Raw genomic sequence first — 23,006 nt, forward strand, 5'->3', positions numbered from 1 at the left:
AGCCGGGGCAGCGGCGCTTCGCGTCGTCGGCTTCGGCGGCGGCGCGCCGGCTCCTGCCGGGATGCCGCCGTTCTCGGCGGCGTCGCCCTTGACCGCGAGCGTCTTGATCCTGCGCGGCTCGTTGTTGGGCATCGTTCCATTCGCGCCGTTAGCAGGCGGCGGACCGGACGGAGACACGCTCGCGACCGGCGGCGGGCTAGAGTTCGGATTCAGCGGCGGAAACACCACGCGGGGCCCGCCGGACCGCGTATTGACGTCGACCGGCGTTTCCTCGCGCGACACCAGCTTCTCGCCGCCATCGCCCGGCACCATGCGGTCAGGGTTCTTGGCGGCGCCGCCATCGGAAGGCGCCGGTACCACCTTGGTCGGGCTGTTGTCGGCCCTGATGATCGGCGGCTCGCCGCTGCGGGGCGAGCCGACATAGGTGCGATAAGCAAAGGCGGCGCCCGTGCCGACCACGGCCAGCGCCAACACCGCGGCGACCGTCATCAGGCCGCTCGAGCGCTTCTTCGGCGCAGGCTCTTCCTCGTATTCTTCGCTCTGGTAGGCGTAGGGATCGTCCGGATAGGCCGGATCGCGCTGATAGTCGTGCTCGCCGGTCTCTAACCGTCCATACAGCGCATCGTCATAGCGCGACGGGTCCTGCTGCGGCTCGTCGGCGTATTTTTGCGGAGCCTCGTAATAGTCCTGCGCAGGCGCCTCGGGCTGCTGCGCCGCGTACCGATGCAACGGGTGCACCGGCTGTGGCTGGTACTCCGGCTCGTCATCGTACTCCTGCTGCGGCGGCAGAGGGGGCGGAGACGGCGGCGGGGTTTCCTGGCGCGCGCGCTGCATCCATGCCGGAGGGCTCGGCCGCGCGTCGAGATCTTCCGGTGGATCATACTGCTGCGGTCGCACATTGGCCCGCGATTGCAGCGGGTGCGGCGCGGGCTTGGCTGCGCTCGCAAATGTATCGGTTTGCCCGATCAGCCTTGCGAGCTCGGCAAGCGGATCACTCTCGCCGCGAGCTTCGTCGGCGGAGGGAAAAGGTCGGTCCTGATATCGATTAGCCATCGTGATGATGCATCCCCTACGGGACAGCGCCAACCCGCCATGTCAAACAAACCATGACGAGCGGCCCCTGCCAGATACCCCACGAACCCCCATCCGTGAAGGCCTTCGCCCCTGCCTACCGCATCTCGGTCGGAGCGTGGACGCCGAGAACGGCTAAGCCCGATGCCAGAACCGAGACGACGCCCTGAACCATCGCCAGTCGCGCCCTCGTAATCTCTGCATCATTAGTTATAATGAAGCGTAAATAGGGCAAATCCCGCCCTTTCGTCCACAACGCATGAAATTCACTGGCCAAATCATATAGATAAAAAGCGATTCGGTGCGGCTCATGTGCGATCGCCGCCGCCTCGACCATCCGGGGATAGAGCGCCAGCCGCTTCAAAAGGTCCAATTCGGCCGGATCGGTCAGCCGCTCCACCGGGGCATCCCCCAGAAAGGCCGACCGGGCGGCGTCATCCGCCGGCAGCTCAGGAATCACCTCGCGGGCATTCTTGAAGATTGAATGCCCGCGGGCGTGTCCGTACTGGACGTAGAAGACGGGGTTGTCCTTCGATTGTTCGAGCACCTTGGCGAGGTCGAAATCGAGCACGGCATCGTTCTTGCGGAACAGCATCATGAACCGCACCGCGTCCGAGCCGACCTCGTCGACCACTTCGCGCAGCGTGACGAATTCGCCGGAGCGCTTCGACATCCGCACCTGCTCGCCCGCGCGCAGCAGGCGCACGAGCTGCACGACCTTGACGTCGAGCGCGGCCTTGCCGCCGCTGACGCCCTTCACCGCCGCCTGCATGCGCTTGATGTAGCCGCCATGATCGGCGCCGAACACGTCGATCATGTCGAGGAAGCCGCGATCGACCTTGTTCTTGTGGTAGGCGATGTCGGAGGCGAAATAGGTGTACGAGCCGTCCGACTTGATCAGCGGACGATCGACATCGTCGCCATAGGCGGTGGCGCGGAACAGCGTCTGGATCCGGTCCTCGTAATCCTCGACCGGCTTGCCCTTCGGCGGCGGCAGCCGGCCTTCGTAGATGTCGCCCTTGGAACGCAGGAAATCGATGGTCTCGGTGACCTTGTTGTTGCCGGTCTCAACCAGCGACCGCTCCGAGAAGAACACGTCATGCTTGATGTTGAGGGCTGCGAGATCGCCCTTGATCATGTCCATCATCATGGCGATCGCCTTGGCGCGCACGATCGGCAGCCATGCGCTTTCCGGCATCGCCACGAGCTTGTCGCCATGCTCGGCCGCAAGCGCTTGGCCAACCGGCACGAGATAGTCGCCGGGATAGAGCCCTTCCGGAATTTCGCCGATGACCTCGCCCAGCGCCTCGCGGTAGCGCAGGAACGCGGAACGCGCGAGCACGTCGACCTGCGCGCCGGCATCGTTGATGTAATATTCGCGCGTGACGTCGTAGCCCGCAAAATCCAGCAGACCGCACAGCGCGTCGCCAAACACCGCGCCGCGGCAATGGCCGACATGCATCGGCCCGGTCGGGTTGGCCGAGACGTATTCGACATTGACCTTGGCGCCGCGTCCGATCGCGCTTTTTCCGTAAGCCGCGCCTTCGCTCAGCATCGTGAGCAGCTCGTCGGCCCAGACCTGAGGCTTCAAGGTGAGATTGATGAAGCCGGGCCCGGCGACCTCGACGGAAGCCACCAGATCGTCGGCGCGCAATTTTTTCGCGATCTTGTCGGCGAGATCGCGCGGCTTGACCTTGGCGTCCTTGGCCAGCACCATCGCAGCGTTGGTCGCCATATCGCCATGGCTCGCGTCGCGCGGCGGCTCGACCACGACGCGGGAGAAATCGATACCGGCGGGCCATTGGCCCTCGGCCGCGAGCGCGGCGCAGATCGCCTGCACGCGCGCCAGCGCGTCGGCAAACAGATGTTGGGAAGCTGGCTTGTCGGACATGGCCGCCGCCTAACGCAAATCCGGGGTCGAGTCAAAAAGCCTTTGGTGCTCGATTAAGGCGAAACGGTCGGTCATTCCGGCGATGAAATTGCCGATCCGCCTGGCGCGCTCGCCCTCGCTCTCGCGCTCGGTGCCCTCGACCCATTCGGCCGGCAGGTCGCCGGGCGAGGTCTGATAGCGGGCAAACAGGTCGAACAGGATGCCTTCGGCATCGCCCATCACCCGCATGACCCGATTGTGGCGATACATATGCTGTTTCAGGAATGCCTTGATTGCGGCCTCCTCCGCCGCGACCTCGGATGGAAAAGCGATCAGCGGCTGATGGTGATGGCGGACGTCATGCGCCGATTGCGGTTTCGCCGCAGCAAGGCGCCTGCCCGCCTCCGACATAACAGCCCCGATCATGTAGGAGATCAGCTCGCGCACCAGTTCCGCGCCGCGCCTGGCGTGGTCGAGATTGGGATAGTGCCGGTCGATCTCGGCGATGATCGTTGCGGTGAGCGGCATCGCCTTGAGGTCATCAACGCCAAACAGGCCGGCGCGCAGGCCGTCATCGATGTCGTGGGCGTCATAGGCGATGTCGTCGGCAAAGGCTGCGACCTGCGCTTCCAGCGAGGCGTAGCTCCACAGCTCCAGATCGAATTTCTGGTTGAAGTCAGCTATGCCGACGGGAATGCCGCTTTCGCGGTAAGGCCCCGCCGCGCCACCGCCCCGCTCGGTCAGCGGGCCGTTGTGCTTGACAATGCCTTCGAGCGATTCCCAGGTCAGGTTCAGCCCGTCGAATTCCGGATAGCGGTGCTCCAGCGAGGTCACGACCCGCAGCGCCTGCGCGTTGTGATCGAAGCCGCCATGGGCTTTGAGGCACTTGTCGAGCGCTCGTTCGCCGGCATGGCCGAACGGGGGATGGCCGAGATCATGGGCCAGCGCCAGGGTTTCCGTCAGATCCTCGTCGAGGCCAAGTTGACGGGCCAGCGCGCGGGCGATCTGCGCGACTTCCAGCGAATGGGTCAGCCGGGTGCGGTAATGGTCGCCCTCGTGGAACACGAACACCTGGGTTTTATGCTTCAGCCGCCGGAACGCGGTGGAATGGATTACCCGGTCACAATCGCGCCGGAACGGGCTGCGGGTCCTGCTCGGCGGCTCCGCGAACAGCCGGCCGCGGCTGCGGTCAGGGTCGCAGCCATAGAGCGCGCGGGGGGCAGCCATTCCGACCGACACGGTTTTTTAGTCCTTATCCATTTGATTCCGCGAGACTACGCACTTAACTATGTCTGACGCCCCATACCAAATGAATTGGGTATGACGGGCCGGAGAGCATGCCATGACCACTGCCATCACCGTCAGCGAACGGGCCGCCCGCCGCATCGGGGAAATCCTCAAATCCGAAGGCGACGGCGCCATGCTGCGCATCTCGGTCGAGGGCGGCGGCTGCTCCGGCTTCCAGTACAAGTTCGACGTCGACCACGCCAGGGCCGAGGACGACCTCGTGATCGCGCGCGAGGACGCGGTGGTGCTGGTCGATCCAGCCTCGGTGCCGTTCCTCGCAGGCTCCGAAGTCGATTTCGTCGACGACCTGATCGGCGCCTCGTTCCGCGTGGTCAATCCGAATGCGACCGCGTCGTGTGGTTGCGGGACGAGCTTTTCGGTCTGAGAATTGAAGCTGCTTCGACTTGTCGTCCCTGCGAACGCAGGGACCCATACCGCGTGATCTGTCGAGAAAGCGTGGTTCGCAGACGCTCTGCGTAGCCAACTGTCACCGCATTGCGGAAGCGAAGTTGTCTTCTGTCGTGCCCGTTACGCTGGCCGCGGCGTATGGGTCCCTGCGTTCGCAGGGACGACGGAAGAATTTCAGCTAAGCAATTCATACCTCAACGCGGGGATAGCCGCGCCCCTACGCCTCCCGCGCGTAGCGCGGCAAATCGGCTTTCAGCATCGCCAAAACGTCATCGCGTACGGGATCGCGGGTGCCGCGGGTGAAGGCGGCCGCCAGCGGCAGCTTGTTCATGTCGGACGCCGCGAGGCGGATGAAGCGAACGCCGCGCGTGGCCATGCGCGATGTCCATCGGGGGACGATGGCAACGCCCAATCCTGCGGAGACCAGGTTGACGATGGTCTGCTTCTCATCGGCGATTTGCGCCACCCGCGCCTCACACCCGGCCTCGGCAAACAGTTTCATGGTGAGATCGTGACTGTGCGGACGCGAGCGACGTTCGGGCACGATCAACGGCTCGTTCTCGAGATCGGCGATGGTCACGCGCTTTCGCTGTGACAGCGGATGGCGGTCGGCAACTGCGACGACAGCCGTCTCGTGCAGCAGGAACAGAAACTCCAGCCGCTTGTCGGGCCGCTCCGGCGGGCGCACGAAGGCGAGATCGAGCCGGCCAGACAACAAACGCGGCAGCAGCCGCACGGTCTTGTCCTCGACCAGTTGCACGGTGACGTCGGGCCGCCGCTGCCGGAAGTCGTGCAAGAGCCGCGGCAGCAGTCCTGCGGCAGCACTGTCGATGGCGCCCACGCGAACGATCGCGGTGCGCTTTCGGCCGCGCATGCGGAACTGGCCGGCGAGCGCATCGGCCTGCGCGAGCAGCGCCCTCGCCTCCTTCAGCAGCACAGCGCCGTCGTCCGTCAACGCGACGCTTCGCGTCGTGCGCGTCATCAGCCGCGTGCCGAGATCCTCTTCGAGCAGCCGGATGAAACGCCCAAGCGCCGACGGCAGCATGTCCAGCCGCTGCGCCGCCCGGCCAAAATGCAACTCCTCGGCCGCCGCCACGAAGCAGCGCAAGTGATGTAGGTCCATCGGCCCTCCCGCGGAGGATTATATCAATTTTTTGTATAAACGCGAGGCAATTGCCTCCGACCTGCCGCAGCCGCAAGCTCTCGCGCACCAAGCTGGCCCACGGAGATTTCGATGCGTGAATATTCAATTGCGGCTATCCCGGCCGACGGAATCGGCCCCGAAGTCATCGCCGCCGGTGTCCAGGCTCTCGAAAGCCTTCAGAAGCGCCTCGGAGACGTCAGGTTCAACGTCGAAACCTTCGATTGGGGCTCTGACTATTACCGCAAGCACGGCGCGATGATGCCGGCCGATGGGCTGGCCACGCTGAAGAAATTCGACGCGATCTATTTCGGCGCGGTCGGCGCGCCCGAAGTTCCCGACCACATCACGCTGTGGGGCCTGCGGCTGCCGATCTGCCAGGGCTTCGACCAATACGCCAATGTCCGGCCGACCCGGATCCTGCCCGGCATCACCTCGCCGCTGCGCCATGCCGGCCCCGGCGACCTCGACTGGGTGATCGTGCGCGAAAACTCCGAAGGCGAATATGCCGGCTGCGGCGGCCGGGTGCATCGCGGGCTGCCGGAGGAAGTCGGCACGGAAGTCGCTATCTTCACCCGCGTCGGCGTTCAGCGCATCATGCGCTACGCGTTTCGCCTCGCTCAGTCGCGGCCGCGAAAGCTCCTTACCGTGGTCACTAAATCGAATGCGCAGCGGCATGGCATGGTGATGTGGGACGAAATCGCCGACGAAGTCTCGAAAGAATTCCCAGATGTCACCTGGGACAAGATGCTGGTTGACGCGATGACGGTGCGGATGACGCTGAAGCCGCAGAGCCTCGACACCATCGTGGCGACCAACCTCCATGCCGATATCCTGTCCGACCTCGCCGGCGCGCTGGCCGGCAGCCTCGGCGTGGCCCCGACCGCGAACATCGATCCCGAGCGTCGCTTTCCGTCGATGTTCGAGCCGATCCATGGCTCGGCGTTCGACATTACCGGCAAGGGCATCGCCAACCCGGTGGCGAGCTTCTGGACGGCGTCGCAGATGCTCGATCATCTCGGCGAAACCGAGGCCTCGGCGCGGCTGATGCGCGCCGTGGAGCAGGTCACGGGCGCCGGCATCACCACCCCCGATGTCGGCGGCACGGCGACGACGAAGGATGTCACCGCCGCCGTCGTGGACGCCATCCATAGCTCCAACGTGTGACGGCCGGTCACACCGCACACGACGGATCGTTCGTGAGGCAAAACGCCCGCGAGACAAATCAGAACAAGAACTCAGGGAAACGCCAATGCAGATGAAGAAGACAGCCATTATTGCGCTCGCGTTCGCCATGGTCAGTTCCGCGAGCCTCGCGCAAAACTATCCGAGCCGGCCGATTACGCTGCTGGTACCCTTCGCCGCCGGCGGCGCGACCGACACCGTGGCACGGGTGACCGCGCAGTCGATGTCGAAGCTGCTGAACCAGACGATCGTGATCGAAAACGCCACAGGCGCCGGCGGCACGATCGCGGCGACGCGGGCCTCACGCGCCGAACCGGATGGATACACGCTGCTGATCCACCACATCGGCATCTCTACTGCCGCGACGCTCTACCGCAAGCTCCCCTACGACACCAAGACCGCGTTCGCACCTCTTGGACTCGTGACCAACGCGCCGATGACGATCATCGGCCGTCCCGATTTGCCGCCGAACACGCTGGCCGAGCTGGTGACGTACATCAAGGCCAACGGCGACAAGATGACCTTTGGCAATGCAGGCCTCGGCGCCGCTTCGCACCTTTGCGGCATGCTGTTTATGACCGCGGTCGGCAAGGAAATCCTGACCGTGCCCTACAAAGGCAATGCCCCCGTCATGAACGACCTCATCGCCAAGCAGATCGACCTCTCCTGCGACCAGACGACGAACACCACGAGCCCGATCGCGTCGAAGCTGGTCAAAGCCTACGCCATCACCACGAAGTCGCGCCTCGCGTCCATGCCCGATCTTCCGAGCGCGGACGAAGCCGGTTTGAACGGCTTTGAAGTTGGCGCCTGGCACGGCATCTATGCGCCCAAGGGCACGCCCGACGACATCATCCAGAAACTATCCAAGACGCTGCGGGAGGCGTTACGCGACCCGGACCTGGTGAAGCGGTTCAACGACATCAACACCGAGCCCGTCCCGCAGAACGAAGCAACGCCTGAAGCCCTGAAGGCAAAACTGATCAGTGAGGTCGATCGCTGGGCGCCGATAATCAAGGCGGCCAACCAGTACGCGGATTGAGGCTGGAAGGATCATCCTGAGAGTCTGACCCTAGCGCACGAAGTACGGGCTTACCGTCGTCATGCCCGGCCTTGTGCCGGGCATCCACGTCTTGGTCTTGCTTCTCTGAGCAGAAAGACGTGGATGGCCGGGGCAAGCCCGGCCATGACAAAAAAGGACCCTTTTCAAGCTATTGGAGAGGGCCTGGAGGTGAGCAATGCTGACCACAAAACGTAAACCTGCAAGCGTCGGCGAAACCCTTGATTCAATCCAACCGAAGACTCTCTCAGCGCTCGCCGCCGAACAGCGCCCGCGCATTGCCGTGCGCGATCTGCGCCGTGATTTTCGGCGGCAACTGCGCGAGCCCCGCCCGATAGCCGGCCATGATCTCGCCATAGCTCATGCGCATGAGCAAAGCCGCGCCTCACGGCACTAGAGTGGCGGAGGCGCGTCTGCGTGTAAGGCCTCTTACGTACCGGGCGTTTTGACGACCAGTTTTATGTTCAAGAGGTTGACGCCCTTGAACGGATTCGGCGCGCTTTCGATGCTGCCCGTGCCCGTTGCGTTTGCATAGGCACCCGTGCCCGAGAGGATCGTATATTCGCCGTTTGACCGGCCGTCTTTGACCGAGCCGTTGTAACGCGCCGTGATCGAGCCCTCCTCGAACGTGTAGGTGCTGTAGCCGTAGAAGGGTCCCGTGCCTTTGAGCAAGTCTGCGGAATTGACGAACTCTTTTACCCCGATGCGGCCGTCCTTGAAGACGGCGACGCCGAACAGTCTGCCGGACGCGACCGTCTGGCCTTCGATGTTTGTTGCCTCTGTTATCTTGTAGTCGATCGGCTTGGTGACGAGCTTGAATTCGAGTACCTGCTCTCCGGCTAGTGCGGTCGACGCCGCAATGATCAGTGCTACGCCAGAAAGGAAAACGGCGAGAGACTTGCGCATAGGCTTCTCCTCGCTTGCTGGAATTAAAATGTGGAATGCTTGCCGTGCCCCGCCAGCGGCTGAAGTTCTAGGGATCGTCCAGCCTGCAGGCTCGGACACAACTATGGGTCTTAGCGACGGAAGAAAGGTTCAGCACATAATCTCGTGATCTTCACCAGCGGGCGGCCGGTCCCAAAAAGCAATTTCATGCCGAGCGCGGCAGCGCAAATTCTGGTGCATCGTCAGAAGCCGGAGCATGATCTTCCGTGAATGGCCCAGGAACCGCCGGGAACTTCCGGTGTCCTGCCATTTTCGGCGGTGAAACCCACCTTCACAGCGTGGGAACCGCACCGCCCATGCCTCGCGGTCAGCGCTCGCCGCCGAACAGCGCCCGCGCGTTGCCATGCGCGATCTGCGCCGCGATCTTTGGCGGCAACTGCGCCAGCCACGCCCGATACCCGGCCATGATCTCGCCGTAGCTCTCCCAGCGCTCGTTGATCCAGGTGTCGGAGCCGAGCAGGAAGCGGTCCGGGAAACGCTCGAACAGCGCGCGCCATTCGGCCGTCAGCATGCCGCTGCCGCCCACGATGCCGCCGCGGTAGGACAATTCGCCCCAAAGCTTCGGATATTTTGAGAGCATCTCGGCGACGCGGTCGGTCGAGAGGCCAAAGCCGGTATGGGCCCAGATGATGCGGGCGCGCGGGTTGTGCCGCATCAGGATTTCGACGGCGACGTCATCGGCATGAGCATGCAGATAAAGGTCGTGCTCAACCGCGAAGTCGACGGTCTTTTTCACCCATTCGCTGTCCGCCGCCTTGCCCGAGATGTGGAATTCGCCGATGCCGCGGTAATAGCCGCGCTTGAATTCGTCCTGCACCAGGTCGAAGATGAAGGGATCGCCGAACCAGGTCTGGATGTCGGCGCGCACGCGATACGGCCGGATGAACGGCACGATCTGCAGGCCCTGCGGCTTCGCGTCCATCAGGGCATGCGTACCGGTGTTCGGGCGGCTGGTCGCGAGAATGCCGGTGACGCGGTGTTTCCTGAACAGCGCAAGCACCTCGTCGACGCCGTAATGGGGTTTTGGCTCCCAATTGTAGTGCATATGGGCGTCGAAGATTTCGATCGGTTCGTCGGCCCTCGCCTGCCCGACCGTATCCGTCATGCAGGCGAGCACCAGCACGGCAGCGATGTACCGCGATGCAGATCGGAACGCCTGCCTGACGGTCATCATTCGGCGGCGACCACGTGCGGCTGCTGATCCTCGCCGGTTTCGGCCAGTTGCGGCTCGAGCTTGCGCCGCAGGCGGCGGTCGATGCGGTCGAGATAGATGTAGACGACCGGCGTGATGTAGAGCGTCAGCAGTTGCGACAGGCAGAGGCCGCCGACCACGGCGACGCCGAGCGGCTGCCGCAATTCGGCGCCGGCGCCTGCACCCAGGGCAATGGGCAGCGTGCCGAAGATCGCGGCAAACGTCGTCATCATGATCGGGCGGAAACGCAACAGCGCCGCCTCCCGGATCGCATGCTCGGCGCTGAGGCCGACGCGGCGGCGCTCCAGCGCAAAGTCCACCATCATGATAGCGTTCTTCTTGACGATACCGACCAGCATCACGATGCCGATCATGGCGATAACAGACATCTCCATCCCGAACAGCATCAAGGTGAGGATCGCGCCGATGCCGGCCGACGGCAGGCCGGAGATGATGGTAATGGGGTGGATGAAGCTCTCGTACAGAATGCCGAGGATGACGAAGGCCGCGAACACGGCGGCGAGGATCAGGACGCCCTGCCCGCGCAGCGAATCCTGGAACACCTGCGCCGTGCCCGAGAATCCGGTGGCGATCGTCGCCGGCAGGTTCGAAGCCTGCTCGAGCTCGGTGATCTTGTCGACCGCATAGCCCAGCGAATTGCCCGGCGCGAGATTGAAGGAGATCGTCACCGCCGGCTGCTGTGCCTGATGGTTGATCTGCAGCGGACCGACCGTCGGAACCAGCTTTGCCACCGCCGACAGCGGGATGGTCTGGTTGTTCTGGGTCTTCATGTAGAGCTTGGAGAGGTCAGACGGATCGACCCGGAACTGCGGCTGCACCTCCAGGATGATCTGGTAGTCGTTCGACGGCATGTAGATGGTGCCGACCTGACGCGAGCCATAGGCGTTGTAGAGCTGGTTACGCACCTGATCGACGGTGATGCCGTAGACTGCGGCCTTTTCGCGGTCGATATCGACCGTCATCTGCGGGTTCTTGATGTAGAGGTCGGTGGTGACGTCGAGCAGGCCCGGCAGCTTCTCGATCTTCTCGCGCATCTCAGGCGCCAGCCGGTACAGCGACTCGGTGTCGCCGCTCTGCATCACGTATTGATACTGGCTCTTGGAAATCCGGCCGCCGATATTGAGGTTCTGGATCGGCTGAAAGAACGCCTGCATGCCCGGGATCTGCCGGGCCGTGTTGCGCAGCCGGCCGATGATCGTGTTGAGGTTGTCGCGTTCTTTTTTCGGCTTCAGGGCGATAAACAGGCGTCCATAATTCGCCGTCGGATTGGGGCCGCCCGAGCCGACGGTGGAGTTGATGTAGTCGATCGCCGGATCGGATCTCAGCACCTCGACCAGCGCCTGCTGCCGCTCCTTCATCGCATCGAACGAGGTGTCTGTGGCAGCTTCGGTCACGCCGATCAGGAAGCCAGTGTCCTCCTGCGGGAAGAAGCCCTTCGGCACGATCATATAGAGGTAGACGGTGCCGCCCAGCGTCGCGAGCGTCACCATCAGCATCAGGAATTTTCGGGCCAGCACCCAGTCAAGCGTCCATTCATAGGCGCGCAGCCAGGAAGCGAACATCGCCTCGAAGATGCGGAGCACGATGTTCGGCCGCTTGGTCGCGTCATGGGCCCGCAGCACCCGCGCGCAAAGCATCGGCGTCAGCGTCAGCGAGACGAACCCGGATACCAGAATGGCGACCGAGACCGTGACCGCGAACTCGCGGAACACGCGGCCGACGATGCCGCCCATCAACAGCACCGGAATGAACACGGCGATCAGCGAGAAAGTGATCGAAATGATCGTAAAGCCGATCTCGCGCGCGCCCTTCAGCGCGGCCTCGAACGGCCGCATGCCGTGCTCGATGTGGCGGACGATGTTTTCCAGCATGACGATGGCATCGTCGACCACGAAGCCGACCGAGAGCGTCAGCGCCAGCAGCGTCATGTTATTGATGGAATAGTCGAGTGCGTACATCACCGCGCAGGTGCCGAACAGCGAGATCGGAACCGCCAGCGCCGGAATGAAGGTCGCAGACGCCGAGCGCAGGAACAGGAAGATCACCAGGATCACCAGCCCGATCGCGATCAGCAGCGTCTCCTCGACGTCGGCCACCGCCTGCCGGATCGAGATCGAGCGGTCCATCAGCACGTTGATCGAAACCGATGGCGGGATCTGCGCCCGCAGCGCCGGGAACTTGGCCAGAATGGAATCGACCACCGCCACCGTGTTGGCGTCAGGCTGCTTCTGGATGCCGAGCACGATGGCGCGCTCGCCGTTCAGCCAGCTCGCGATCCGCTCGTTCTCGACGCTGTCATAGATCCGTGCGACCTCGTCGAGCTTGACCGGAGAACCGTTGCGCCAGGCCACCACGATCTGGCGATAGTCCATCGCCTTGTCCATCTGGCCCGAGGCCTGCAGCGCCACGTCCTGTTTCGGTCCGTTCAGCGTGCCGACCGGGGTCGAGGAATTGGCGCGGGACACCGCCGTCCTGATGTCCTCAAGCGACAGCCCGCGGGCCGCGGCCGCTTCGGGATCGGCCTGGACGCGAATGGCGAATTTCTGCGCGCCGTAGACACTGACCTGGGCGACGCCCGGAATCTGCGAGAGCGTCTGGCCGATGGTAATGTCGCCATATTCGTGGACCGCCGACAGCGGCAGCGTCGACGAGTTGAGCACAACGAACAGAACCGGGAAATCGGCCGGGTTCACTTTCCGGAAGCTCGGCGGGATGATCATCTCGACCGGCAACCGGCGCTGCGCAATCGTCAGGGCGGTCTGCACGTCGAGCGCCGCGGCGTCGATGTTGCGGTTGAGATCGAACTGGATGGTGATGGTGCTGGTGCCCTGCGACGAGTTCGACGACATCGAGGAGATGCCGGCAACCGTCGAAAGCTGGCGCTCGATGACGCCGGCAACCGACGCCGCCATGGTGTCCGCGCTCGCGCCCGGCAGGGTCGCGGTGACGGCGATGGTCGGAAAATCGACCCGCGGCAGCGCCGATACCGGCAGCAGGCGGAAGCCGAAAATGCCGAACGCGATGATCGACGCCGTGATCAGCGTCGTCATGACCGGGCGTCGGATGCAGAGTTCGGACAGCGTCATCTTCTATGCCCCGGCCTTCTTGGCCCGCGGCTCGACCCGCGACCCGTCGGACAGCAGCAATTGCCCGTCGACGACGACGCTTTCGTCGCCGGCTAGGCCTTCCGAGATCACCGACATGCCCTGCGCGGTGCGGTCGACCTTGACCGGCTGGACCTTGGCTGTGCCGTCCTTGACGACGAAGACGAAATTGCCGCTCTGGCTGCGCTGCACGGCGACCGTCGGCACCACGATCGAATCTTCGCTGCGGATAATGAGCTTGGTCGCAACCAGCGTCCCCGGCCACAGCGTCTCGTTCTCATTACTCATGATGCCGCGCACGGTGACCATGCCGGTGGTCATATCCACGGTGTTCTCGACCATCGCGATCTTGCCGCTCTCGGAGCGCTGATGGCCCGGGATGGTGGCGGTCACGCCGGAGACGCCCTTGGCCATGGCCTCGCGCAGATCGACCAGCACGCGCTGTGGGACCGAGAAAGTCACGTAGACCGGCGCCATCTGGTTGATGACTGCAAGCGGCGTAGTATCGGCCGGGCGAACGAAATTACCGACCTTCACATTGGCGACGCTGATGCGCCCCGAGAACGGCGCGCGGATCGTGGTGTAGCTTTTCTGGACCTTCAGATTGTCGAGTGCCGCCTGATTGGCCTTGATGGAGCCGGCCAGGATATCGGACTGCGTTTTGGCGTTGTCGACATTGACCTGCGTGGTGGCGCCCTTGGCGACGAGATCGGTGAAGCGGCGCAGGTCGCGCTGCGCGCCCTCGAGCTGCGCCTGGTCCCTGGCGAGCACGCCCTCGGCCTGCTCGATCTGCGCGTCGATCTGGCGGCTGTCCAGTGTGAAAAGCAGATCGCCTTGGTTGACCTTGGCGCCGTCCTCGAAATGAACCGCGACGATGGTGGTCTCCAGCCGCGACTTCAGCGCCACGCTGGAGATCGGCGTCACCATTCCGATCGCATCGACATCGACGGGCATGGATTTGCGCTCCGCCTTTGCCAGCTCGACGGACACCATTCGCGGGCGTTGCGGGCCCTGGGCGCTGCTGCTGCCGCCCATCCACGAGGAGCGGGTAACGAAACCGGCCGCCGCAAGGATGCCAATGGCGCCGACAAGAAGTATCAAGCTACGCTTTTTCATAATTTTCATGCTCGCCGGTCCTCAAAGGACGGGACGGTCTCCTCTTGCCCCTTGACGGCGATGTTTGCGCCTTATTTCTAAACGGTTATCACAGCCTCGCTGCACATGGTATGCCACTGCCAGAAAATGTGTAGTTACAATCCCGAGCCATTTCATGCGCATTGCAACCTGGAACGTCAATTCGATCCGGCAGCGGGTCGACCATCTCCTGACCTGGCTCAAGGAATGCTCGCCGGACATCGTCTGCCTGCAGGAAATCAAATGCGTGGACGAGGCGTTCCCCCGGCTGGAGATCGAGGCGCTCGGCTATAACGTCGTCACCCACGGCCAGAAGACCTTCAATGGCGTGGCACTCCTGTCCAAACTGCCGTTCGACGAGACCAAATCGGGCCTGGCCGGCGACGACGAGGACGCCCACGCCAGGTTCCTCGAAGGCGTGGTGACGCTGAAGACCGGGGTAATGCGAATCGCCTGCCTTTATCTGCCCAACGGCAATCCGCCGGACACCGACAAATATCCGTATAAACTCAAATGGATGTCGCGACTTCTTGAGTACTCGAAGGAGCGGCTTAAGGCAGAAGAACCACTGGTGCTCGCCGGCGACTTCAACGTCATTCCGGCCGCTCGCGACGTCTATAACCCAGCCGCCTGGACCAATGATGCGCTGTTCCGTCCCCAGACCCGTGAGGCCTTCCAGTCGCTGCTTGGCCTCGGGCTGACCGACGCGCTGCGCGCAGTGACTGACGAACAGGGCCTCTACACTTTCTGGGACTATCAGGCGGGCGCCTGGCAGAAGAACTGGGGCCTTCGGATCGACCATCTCCTGCTGTCGCCGCAGGCGAGCGACCGGCTCGCCAATGTCGGCATCGACAGCTACGTGCGCGCCTGGGAGAAGCCGTCGGACCATGTGCCGGTGTGGGCGGACTTCGATCTGGAGACGGCTTGAGCGGGATGATCTGTTCGACCTCATCCCTGAGGAGCGCGTCTTCGCGCGTCTCGAAGGATGAGTGGCACCAGCCAGGCCGCATGGTTCGAGACGGCGCGGAGCCTGTCATCGGGCCGCGCTACGCGCGGACCCGTTGGTGCCTCCTCACCATGAGAGTCTAATAATTACTCACCTAGAATCGTAGCGTAGGCAAAGGCGCGCATGCGCCGCGCCCACCATCTCTCGGAAATCGTTATGCGTGAATGGCGGGCACGCATACGCTTTGCCCGCCCTACAACGGCTACAGCAGGACGACTCAGTCCCGCTTGCCCTGCACCCAGTGCTCGAGCATCTGCAGCGCCATGGCGCGGTCGTCGTCGGAGGCTTTCGCGAAAGCGCGGTTGTAGCTTTCCCGGATCCAGGTCTCGTCGGGGGCCGCGTTGTCGCGCGCCAAGGTCAGCCACATCAGCCCGCGTGCGGGCTGCCGCGGCAGACGGTCGCCGTTGAACAGCATCTGGCCGAGCATGGCCTGCGCCTGATGCTGGCCCTTCTGGGCAGCAAGGCCAAGCCAGCGCGCGCCGTAGCGGAAATCGTCCCGCGAGGCGTCCGGCGTCTTCAGGTAAAGCCGCGCCAGATCGTATTGCGCATCCGCGTTACCGAAATAGGACGCGGCATAGGAGAACATCTCCCGCGCCCGCTCCGTATCGGCCTTGATCTTGGAATTGGGGATGCCGTTCAGGTAGTAGCGGCCCAGCGCCACGAAGGCGTTGGCAACGATCGCCGCCTGCGGCGCCGACGGGCTGTCCTCGGCATGCGCATTGGCGATGCGGCTGAAATATTCGAAGGCGCGTAGATCGTCCTGGATGACGCCATTGCCATCGGCATACATCCGGCCGAGCTTCCACTGCGCGACGGGATGGCCACCCTCGGCGGCGTATTGCAGCGAAGTCAGCGAGGACGCGGCAACCGCCGTTGCCGTTGCCGTCGGCGCCGGCGGAGCCTTCTTCAGGGCCTGCGCAGTGACGGCCTGCGCGGCGGCGGGCTGGTTCATCATGGGCAGCGTCGCGTCCGGCTTCACCGGTGCGCCATCAAATGCGAATCCGGGAGCGGCCACCGGTGCGGCCCCCAGCATCAACGCGAAAATGATACGCCTAGATGTCCGCATAACACTGTTTCTCGTGCGCACCGCCAGGATGGGTCACAGCCCCATCCACCGCCGGCCCAACCTGTTGGGCATATTTCCACAGCGCACCCGACGTATGATTAGTCTCTCGGGGTGCCCATTTGGTTTTACGTTCGGCGAGTTCGGCGTCGGTCAATTTTACGTTAAGGGTCCCGACCTCGGCGTCGATCTCGATAATGTCACCATTTTGCAACAGAGCGATCGGACCGCCCACGGCCGCCTCCGGCCCGACATGGCCGATGCAGAACCCGCGGGTGGCGCCGGAGAACCGGCCGTCGGTGATCAAAGCGACCTTGCCGCCCATCCCCTGCCCGGTCAGCGCCGCCGTGGTCGAGAGCATCTCCCGCATGCCGGGGCCGCCGCGCGGCCCCTCGTAGCGGATCACGATGACCTCGCCTTCCTGGTAGGTTTTCTTCTGGACCGACTCGAAGGCGTCTTCCTCGCGGTCGAAGCAGCGGGCAGGACCAGTAAACTTCAACTTCGACATGCCCGCGACTTTCACGATCGCACCCTCCGGCGCGAGATTACCCTTCAGCCCGACAACGCCTCCCGTGACGGTGATCGGGTTGTCGGCGGACCGCACCACATCCTGGTGCGGATTCCATTTCACGCTCTTGAGGTTTTCGGCGATCGTACGGCCCGTGACGGTGATGCAATCTCCGTGCAGGTGGCCATTGTCGAGCAGCGTCTTCATCAGAAGCGGAATGCCGCCAACCTCGAACATGTCTTTGGCAACATAACGGCCCCCTGGCTTCAAATCCGCGACATATGGTGTCTTTTTGAAGATTTCGGCGACGTCGAATAAGTCAAACTTAATGCCGCACTCATGCGCGATGGCCGGCAGATGCAGCGCAGCATTGGTTGACCCACCCGAGGCGGCAACGACCGCAGCGGCGTTCTCCAGCGAGCGGCGGGTGACGATGTCGCGCGGCCGGATGTTGGCTGCGATCAGCTCCAGGATCTTCTCGCCGGCGGCGGAGCAAAACGCGTCGCGAATCTCGTAAGGCGCTGGCGCCCCGGCCGAATATGGCAGCGCCAGGCCGATCGCCTCGGACACCGTCGCCATTGTGTTGGCGGTGAATTGTGCGCCGCACGCGCCGGCGGACGGGCAAGCCACCCGCTCGATTTCGTCGAGATCGGCGTCTGACATTTCGCCGACCGAGTGTCGGCCCACGGCCTCGAACATGTCCTGGACCGTGACCTGCTGGCCGCGGAAATTGCCCGGGAGAATCGAGCCGCCATAGATGAAGATCGAGGGTACGTTGAGCCGGACCATCGCCATCATCATGCCCGGCAGCGATTTGTCGCAGCCGGCAAGCCCGACGAGGGCGTCGTAGGAATGGCCGCGAACGGTCAGCTCGACCGAGTCGGCGATGCACTCGCGGGACGGCAGCGACGAGCGCATGCCGTCATGGCCCATGGCGATGCCGTCGGTAACGGTGATGGTGCAGAATTCGCGCGGAGTGCCGCCGGCGGCAGCGACGCCCTTCTTGACCGCCTGCGCCTGGCGCATCAGCGAGATATTGCAGGGCGCTGCCTCGTTCCAGCAGGACGCGACGCCGACGAAGGGCTGGTGGATTTGCTGGGTGGTCAGCCCCATCGCATAGAGATAGGACCGATGGGGCGCGCGCTCCGGCCCCTCCGTCACATGACGGCTCGGCAACCTCTTCTTGATGTCGGTCTTGGCGTCCATCCGCGGCAACCTGTTTCCTCAGCCATTTCCTGGTCGGTCTCGGGAGCAATTTCCCGTCACCTTCGCCGGCGCTGAGGCTAATCAGCTTAAGAAAGAAATGGTTTCATGGAGGGGTGTGGCTAAAAAGCGGCGCAAGCAAGAGGCGGGTGGAACAATTAACCAAATGCCCGCCCACTGTTGCGACTACGCAACAATCGTGGCTCGGCGGCAACCATTATTTGGGCTGTCGAAGCCGCTGCGCGACCACTCGGCGGTCACGATTTCGAGACTCCGAGCGGCCGGTCACAACCCAAGGGCGCTCGATAAAGCAGTTTCCCCAACGCTGGTTCGATTCGCGTCATCGCGCGACCAAACTGAATCTGGCGACCTCCCGAACGTCGCCGAGAATCGGACAACGCAATTCGAACGATGTCCCTCAGCCCATGATCGTTCGATCGCCCTGCCGACGCCACTGCACACACCGAAAGTTACCGCGCCCGACATCAATCGTGTTCGAAGGGGGATCGCGTCAATTTTGTGCGGCCGGCACTCTTTGCGCGCGTTTTCGTCACGCGATGGGCCGTGGACTTATCGTTCATACGCAAGACAGAACAACGCCGTGCACAACTTATCGCAGACATTTTGACCGCCGCGGCAATTGAGGCACGCGTTGAACGATCGACCGCACGAATGCCTTTTGCGTCACCATATTGCCCCTAGCCTGCGCAAATCCGCCGCGTGCACGTCCAGTCACGGACCCGTTTTGCTGTTTCTTCTTCGATGCGGGTCAAGGAGTCACGCCTCACGTCTTGCCCGCGCGCATCACTTCACGATTCCCAAAATCCGTGGTGGTCGTTTGTAGTTCGTGAGGCCTCTGAGTAAGAGGTTTGAATAATGGCACGCTTCAATCTGAACGGCTTCCTCGACAATAGCCGCTTCGAGGATTTCTTCGCTAGGTTTACGGGCGGCAGTGCCGACCATGATCATCTGAACGGGACGACGGGCAACAACACCCTGTTCGCGGGCGCCAAAGCCGACACGCTCGCCGGCATGGCCGGTAACGACACGCTCAATGCTGGCTCCGGCGACGACAAGGTGTGGGGCGGCTCGGGTAACGACAACCTGGCCGGCGGCACCGGCGCCGACCTTCTCGTCGGCGGCTTCGGCGCCGACCGGATGGATGGCGGCGCCGGCAACGACGTCCTGCTCAGCCGGTCGGATGCCGGCGAAATGGTCGCAGCCCAGGACGGCAAGACGCAGATCTTCGCGACTGAAACCGCCGCGTTCAAGGCGGTCAACGACACCATCACCGGCGGCGCCGGCGGCGATACCTTCCGCTTCGAAGGTATGGTCAACGCCAAGGACGAGATCGTCGCCAAGCACGTCAATGCCGACGGTACCATCGACTGGGTTGGCGTCACCGGCGAGAACAACGCCACTCACGACCACTGGGTCGACGGCTTCGGCAACGACGTGATCCGCGACTTCAATCGCGCCCAGGGCGACAAGATTGAAATCTCGGCGCATACAGCCGAGGTGAAGTCGATCCAGCACAAGGACAGCAATGGTGACGGCAGGAACGACTACAGCGTGATCACCGTCATCAGCCAGCAGGGCAATGCCGGCGCGCATGACGAGGATCTGCTGGGCACGATCACCGTCTACGGCAACTTGGTGAAGCAAAGCGATATCGCGGTTACTCAAACCGTGTATGGCGCTTACGAGAAGGTCGGTGAACTCGGCGGCGCGCACTTCGATCTGGAGGACGACGGCGTGCTTGCCGGTGGTGGCACCGACGGCGGCCATCACAATGAATCGACGGCGATGGCCAACATGGCCATGTACGGGTAAGCTGAAACAACAAGACACGATCACGAACAAGGGTCGCCTCGCGGCTCTTGTTCTCCAGCGTCCGGTTTCGATGCAATCGGGACCGGGCGCTGGACTGCGTGGATAGGTCCCGCTGCTCATCGGCGTGAGCTTGTCCATCGGCGGCACGTGCCGGCCGAGTTTTTCGAGTTGCTTGCGCACGGCCGGATCGTTCAGGGCGTTGATTGCCGCAGCATTCAGCCCGGCAGGCCCGCTTCGTCCGCGGTCGAAGGCGATGCCACGCGCCGCTATCGATGGCGCAAGCATTAAAATTCCTTATTCCTCACGACTGCGCGTCGCTACGCCGGGAACTATTGGGTTCCCATTCGCCTCATTTTGCGCGCGTTTGTTGTGCAGACGTGACAATTGCACCTTGGCGGTTGTGACTCTTTCGAACAGTTTAAGACCACACGCATCATACGATCTCTTGGTTTGGCAGTGTTTGTGACGTGGGTTTCGCAGGGGGACCATGGAATGAACCGGTGCTTACGCTCGCTGTCTTGTTTTTTCACGGTAGCTGGGCTCGCCCTCTTCTCGACGGATGCGACCGCGCGGGCCAGCCATAAGCCACATACCCAGAAGGCGCACGAAGCGACCAGGAAGTCGCACGTGAAGGAGGCTCGTCCTCATCGCAGCGCTGCGTCCGGGAAACGTCGGCACGCCAAACACGCTTCCCCACAACGCAAGCCGAAGCCGTCGAAGGCGTCGCCTGCTCCCAGGGACGCCGTCGCTCCGCTGACGGGCGACCTTGCGCTGGTGAAGGAAGCCATCGATCTCGCGCGCAAGGCAAAGACCGAAGAGGCGACGACTGTAAGGAACAGGATCGCGGATCCGGCGGCGCAGAAGCTGGTCGAGTGGTTCATCCTGCGCCGCCCGGAGACGACAGCGACTTTCGACCGCTACGCGGCGTTCATCGCCGCTAATCCGGAATGGCCGAGCACCGCGTTGCTGCGCCGGCGCGCGGAGGCGCGGCTGTGGGAGCAGCGCAGCGATGCGGCGACGATTCGCGGCTTCATTGGCGATCGGCCCACGAGCGCCAAGGGCAAGTTGGCGCTGGCGCGCGTGCTGCTCGCAGAGGGTGATCGGGACGGCGCGGCCCGGCTGGCCCGCGATGCATGGCGATCGGACGAATTGTCGGAACGCCTGGAGACCGCAGCGATCGACACATTCGGCGATCTGCTCACCCGCGATGACCACCGTGCGCGCATGAACAAGCGCATCGGCGCCAAGGACCTTGCCGGCGCGAAACGCGCCGCGAAGCGCCTCGGCGACGACGAGCTTGCAATCGTGAAGGCCTGTGCCGCGGTCAGGGGAAAAGCGAACAAGGCGCTGGATGCGCTCGACGATGTCGCAACCGAGGCACGGCAGGATCTCGGCTACACCCTTTGCCGCATCCAGTGGATGCTCGCCGAAAACCGCATTGACGATGCGGCCCGCCTGATGCTGGCCGCGGCGCCCGAGACCATGGCACTGCAGGACACCGATCAATGGTGGCGCGAGCGGCGCATGCTCGCCCGCAAGCTGCTTGACGAGGGCAAGTTCCAGACCGCCTACGATGTGGTCCGTCCCGCCGCAGCGCCGGCCAATGAATACTACCGTGCCGACGTCCACTTCATGTGCGGCTGGATCGCGCTCCGCTACCTCGACGATCCCAAAACCGCGGCCACGCATTTCGCCCGCATCGACGACGGCGCGACCAATCCGATCGTGCTGGCGCGGGCGAACTATTGGCGCGGGCGCGCGGCCGAAGCTCTTGGCCAGACGGATGCGATGCGTGCAAGCTATGAAGCGGCCGCTCGCTACCCGACCGCCTATTACGGCCAGATGGCGCGCGCCAGGCTTGGCCGTGACCAGATCGAACTGCGCGCGCCCTCGCCCGTTCTCGCGTCCGCCGGTGCTTCGGCCACGGACGAACGCGTGCGCGCCGCCGAAATGCTCTACGAGATCGGCGAACGCGATGTCGTGCTCTATTTTGCCGCCGATCTCGGCGAACAAAGCTCTGATGTTGCCCTGCTCGAAGCGCTCGGCGAGCTCACCGGCCGCCGCAACGACGCCAGCGCGATGCTGCAGGTCGGAAAGCCCTCGCTCGGCCGCGGACTGCCGCTCGACCATTACGCCTTTCCCACCATCGGGATTCCGCCGCACCGCCAGCTCGCCCCCGAAATCGAGCACAGCATGATTTATTCGGTGGCGCGCACAGAGAGCGCGTTCGACCAGCGCGACAAGTCTGCGGCCAATGCGGTCGGCCTGATGCAGGTGACGCCGGAAGCGGGACGCGATACCGCCAAGCGCTTTGGCATCAGCTATGACTGGGACCGGATGGTTTCCGACCCGGTCTACAACACGCAGATGGGCGCCGCCGAACTGAGCGCGCTGCTGAGCGAATACAAGGGCAATCACGTCATGACCTTTGCCGGCTACAATGCTGGGCGGGGCCGGGTGCGGGACTGGGTCAAGGCCCATGGCGATCCGCGTGACCCCAAGGTCGACGCGGTCGACTGGGTCGAGCGGATTCCGTTTTCCGAAACGCGGAACTATGTCCAGCGGGTGATGGAGAGTTTGGCGGTCTATCGCGTGCGGTTTGACAACGACATCGCGGTGGCGTCGAAGACCGTCCAGCGCGTCGTGACGCAGGAGACAAACGGTGTGCCGCTGCCGGCCGTCGAGGCAGCCGCCGGCCGGTGAAGTTGTGACGACGGGCAGCCTGGGGCTGGCCTTCCGCAGCTCCCGGCCGTTGTTCTTGAAGTCACTGACCAGCTCCTTCTTTTTGGTGTCGACAGAGATCGCCGGTTGGCCGCCTCGTCGGAAGCGTTCGATCACATCAAACTGGCCTGGCCATCTGCATCGACCACCACTCGCCCGGTACCAGCAAGTGGAACCGCATCGAGCATCGCATGTTCGCCTTCATCAGCCAGAACTGGCGCGGCAAGCCCTTAATCAGTTGAATCTTGTCGGAA

The 23,006-nt window shown here is 63.5% G+C and carries 17 protein-coding genes and 2 pseudogenes; 7 read left to right on the forward strand and 12 right to left on the reverse strand.

The features are described 5' to 3' along the window. The 3 genes from CP49_RS02790 to CP49_RS02800 all read right to left on the reverse strand — a co-directional run. The coding region (locus tag CP49_RS02790) for a hypothetical protein (protein WP_057848776.1) at positions 1-1,053 on the reverse strand (1,053 nt) is incomplete at its 3' end. Positions 1,054-1,168: 115 nt separating this feature from the next. Further along, entirely contained in the window at positions 1,169-2,962 is a 1,794-nt protein-coding gene (gene argS, locus CP49_RS02795) for an arginine--tRNA ligase (RefSeq protein WP_057848777.1), read from the reverse strand. A 9-nt stretch (positions 2,963-2,971) separates the two neighbouring features. Then, positions 2,972-4,180: a deoxyguanosinetriphosphate triphosphohydrolase gene (locus tag CP49_RS02800; protein WP_156437989.1), complete on the reverse strand. Its 1,209-nt coding sequence runs from the start codon at positions 4,178-4,180 to the stop codon at positions 2,972-2,974. A gap of 103 nt (positions 4,181-4,283) precedes the next feature. Between CP49_RS02800 and erpA the strand changes: the two genes are divergently transcribed. Then, on the forward strand, positions 4,284-4,613 hold the full coding sequence (erpA, locus tag CP49_RS02805) for an iron-sulfur cluster insertion protein ErpA (RefSeq protein WP_057848779.1): 330 nt from the start codon (positions 4,284-4,286) through the stop codon (positions 4,611-4,613). A gap of 240 nt (positions 4,614-4,853) precedes the next feature. On the opposite strand, the gene CP49_RS02810 is transcribed toward erpA, so the two are convergent. Beyond that, positions 4,854-5,759: a LysR family transcriptional regulator gene (locus CP49_RS02810; RefSeq protein ID WP_057848780.1), complete on the reverse strand. Its 906-nt coding sequence runs from the start codon at positions 5,757-5,759 to the stop codon at positions 4,854-4,856. A 111-nt stretch (positions 5,760-5,870) separates the two neighbouring features. On the opposite strand from CP49_RS02810, the gene CP49_RS02815 reads away from it, so the two are divergent. Both CP49_RS02815 and CP49_RS02820 read left to right on the forward strand, forming a co-directional pair. Continuing rightward, the gene (locus tag CP49_RS02815) at positions 5,871-6,944 is read left to right on the forward strand and encodes a tartrate dehydrogenase (protein WP_057848781.1); all 1,074 of its coding nucleotides are present in this window, start codon (positions 5,871-5,873) and stop codon (positions 6,942-6,944) included. An 85-nt stretch (positions 6,945-7,029) separates the two neighbouring features. Then, the gene (locus CP49_RS02820) at positions 7,030-8,004 is read left to right on the forward strand and encodes a tripartite tricarboxylate transporter substrate binding protein BugD (RefSeq protein WP_420807586.1); all 975 of its coding nucleotides are present in this window, start codon (positions 7,030-7,032) and stop codon (positions 8,002-8,004) included. Between the two features lie 265 nt (positions 8,005-8,269). Here CP49_RS02820 and CP49_RS48545 read toward each other — a convergent pair whose 3' ends face one another. The 5 genes from CP49_RS48545 to CP49_RS02840 form a co-directional block, all read right to left on the reverse strand. After that, positions 8,270-8,392, reverse strand: a complete 123-nt coding sequence (locus tag CP49_RS48545) for a hypothetical protein (protein WP_276326542.1) — start codon at positions 8,390-8,392, stop codon at positions 8,270-8,272. A 59-nt stretch (positions 8,393-8,451) separates the two neighbouring features. Then, positions 8,452-8,928 carry a hypothetical protein gene (locus CP49_RS02825; protein WP_057848782.1) on the reverse strand — a complete coding sequence of 159 codons (477 nt, stop codon included), beginning with the start codon at positions 8,926-8,928 and terminating at the stop codon, positions 8,452-8,454. Between the two features lie 346 nt (positions 8,929-9,274). Then, a complete protein-coding gene (locus CP49_RS02830; RefSeq protein WP_245310454.1) occupies positions 9,275-10,141 on the reverse strand; it encodes an amidohydrolase family protein in 867 nt (288 codons plus the stop codon). After that, complete coding sequence (locus tag CP49_RS02835; RefSeq protein WP_057848783.1) at positions 10,138-13,266, reverse strand: efflux RND transporter permease subunit; 3,129 nt, start codon at positions 13,264-13,266, stop codon at positions 10,138-10,140. The genes CP49_RS02830 and CP49_RS02835 overlap by 4 nt, the downstream gene beginning before the upstream one ends. A 3-nt stretch (positions 13,267-13,269) precedes the next feature. Beyond that, entirely contained in the window at positions 13,270-14,400 is a 1,131-nt protein-coding gene (locus CP49_RS02840) for an efflux RND transporter periplasmic adaptor subunit (RefSeq protein ID WP_057848784.1), read from the reverse strand. A gap of 154 nt (positions 14,401-14,554) precedes the next feature. Between CP49_RS02840 and xth the strand changes: the two genes are divergently transcribed. Next, positions 14,555-15,346 (forward strand): exodeoxyribonuclease III, encoded by a 792-nt coding sequence (gene xth, locus CP49_RS02845; protein ID WP_057848785.1) that lies wholly within the window; start codon positions 14,555-14,557, stop codon positions 15,344-15,346. Positions 15,347-15,641: 295 nt separating this feature from the next. On the opposite strand, the gene CP49_RS02850 is transcribed toward xth, so the two are convergent. After that, the gene (locus CP49_RS02850) at positions 15,642-16,490 is read right to left on the reverse strand and encodes a tetratricopeptide repeat protein (protein WP_057848786.1); all 849 of its coding nucleotides are present in this window, start codon (positions 16,488-16,490) and stop codon (positions 15,642-15,644) included. Then, the gene (gene ilvD, locus CP49_RS02855) at positions 16,477-18,201 is read right to left on the reverse strand and encodes a dihydroxy-acid dehydratase (RefSeq protein WP_057848787.1); all 1,725 of its coding nucleotides are present in this window, start codon (positions 18,199-18,201) and stop codon (positions 16,477-16,479) included. The genes CP49_RS02850 and ilvD overlap by 14 nt, the downstream gene beginning before the upstream one ends. 873 nt (positions 18,202-19,074) lie before the next feature. On the opposite strand from ilvD, the gene CP49_RS02860 reads away from it, so the two are divergent. Further along, positions 19,075-20,031 carry a calcium-binding protein gene (locus CP49_RS02860; protein ID WP_057848788.1) on the forward strand — a complete coding sequence of 319 codons (957 nt, stop codon included), beginning with the start codon at positions 19,075-19,077 and terminating at the stop codon, positions 20,029-20,031. Positions 20,032-20,523: 492 nt separating this feature from the next. Then, complete coding sequence (locus CP49_RS02865) at positions 20,524-22,734, forward strand: lytic transglycosylase domain-containing protein (RefSeq protein ID WP_057848789.1); 2,211 nt, start codon at positions 20,524-20,526, stop codon at positions 22,732-22,734. Between the two features lie 33 nt (positions 22,735-22,767). On the opposite strand, the pseudogene CP49_RS49120 reads toward CP49_RS02865, so the two are convergent. Next, positions 22,768-22,851 (reverse strand): annotated as a pseudogene (locus tag CP49_RS49120) (ISAzo13-like element transposase-related protein); the annotation flags it as partial. A 47-nt stretch (positions 22,852-22,898) separates the two neighbouring features. Here CP49_RS49120 and CP49_RS42240 point away from each other — a divergent pair. After that, positions 22,899-22,991, forward strand: a pseudogene (locus tag CP49_RS42240) (ISAzo13-like element transposase-related protein); the annotation flags it as partial. Positions 22,992-23,006: the final 15 nt, after the last annotated feature.

This window comes from Bradyrhizobium valentinum (assembly GCF_001440405.1).
Taxonomy (GTDB): Bacteria; Pseudomonadota; Alphaproteobacteria; order Rhizobiales; family Xanthobacteraceae; genus Bradyrhizobium; species Bradyrhizobium valentinum.

Excerpts from the sequence above, each read along its gene's own strand:
- argS (WP_057848777.1), bottom strand. The coding sequence starts at position 2,962 with ATGTCCGACAAGCCAGCTTCCCAACATCTGTTTGCCGACGCGCTGGCG.
- erpA (WP_057848779.1), top strand. The coding sequence starts at position 4,284 with ATGACCACTGCCATCACCGTCAGCGAACGGGCCGCCCGCCGCATCGGG.
- CP49_RS02810 (WP_057848780.1), bottom strand. The coding sequence starts at position 5,759 with ATGGACCTACATCACTTGCGCTGCTTCGTGGCGGCGGCCGAGGAGTTG.
- CP49_RS02815 (WP_057848781.1), top strand. The coding sequence starts at position 5,871 with ATGCGTGAATATTCAATTGCGGCTATCCCGGCCGACGGAATCGGCCCC.
- CP49_RS02820 (WP_420807586.1), top strand. The coding sequence starts at position 7,030 with ATGCAGATGAAGAAGACAGCCATTATTGCGCTCGCGTTCGCCATGGTC.
- CP49_RS48545 (WP_276326542.1), bottom strand. The coding sequence starts at position 8,392 with ATGCGCATGAGCTATGGCGAGATCATGGCCGGCTATCGGGCGGGGCTC.
- CP49_RS02825 (WP_057848782.1), bottom strand. The coding sequence starts at position 8,928 with ATGCGCAAGTCTCTCGCCGTTTTCCTTTCTGGCGTAGCACTGATCATT.
- CP49_RS02830 (WP_245310454.1), bottom strand. The coding sequence starts at position 10,141 with ATGATGACCGTCAGGCAGGCGTTCCGATCTGCATCGCGGTACATCGCT.
- CP49_RS02835 (WP_057848783.1), bottom strand. The coding sequence starts at position 13,266 with ATGACGCTGTCCGAACTCTGCATCCGACGCCCGGTCATGACGACGCTG.
- CP49_RS02840 (WP_057848784.1), bottom strand. The coding sequence starts at position 14,400 with ATGAAAAAGCGTAGCTTGATACTTCTTGTCGGCGCCATTGGCATCCTT.
- xth (WP_057848785.1), top strand. The coding sequence starts at position 14,555 with ATGCGCATTGCAACCTGGAACGTCAATTCGATCCGGCAGCGGGTCGAC.
- CP49_RS02850 (WP_057848786.1), bottom strand. The coding sequence starts at position 16,490 with ATGCGGACATCTAGGCGTATCATTTTCGCGTTGATGCTGGGGGCCGCA.
- ilvD (WP_057848787.1), bottom strand. The coding sequence starts at position 18,201 with ATGGACGCCAAGACCGACATCAAGAAGAGGTTGCCGAGCCGTCATGTG.
- CP49_RS02860 (WP_057848788.1), top strand. The coding sequence starts at position 19,075 with ATGGCACGCTTCAATCTGAACGGCTTCCTCGACAATAGCCGCTTCGAG.
- CP49_RS02865 (WP_057848789.1), top strand. The coding sequence starts at position 20,524 with ATGAACCGGTGCTTACGCTCGCTGTCTTGTTTTTTCACGGTAGCTGGG.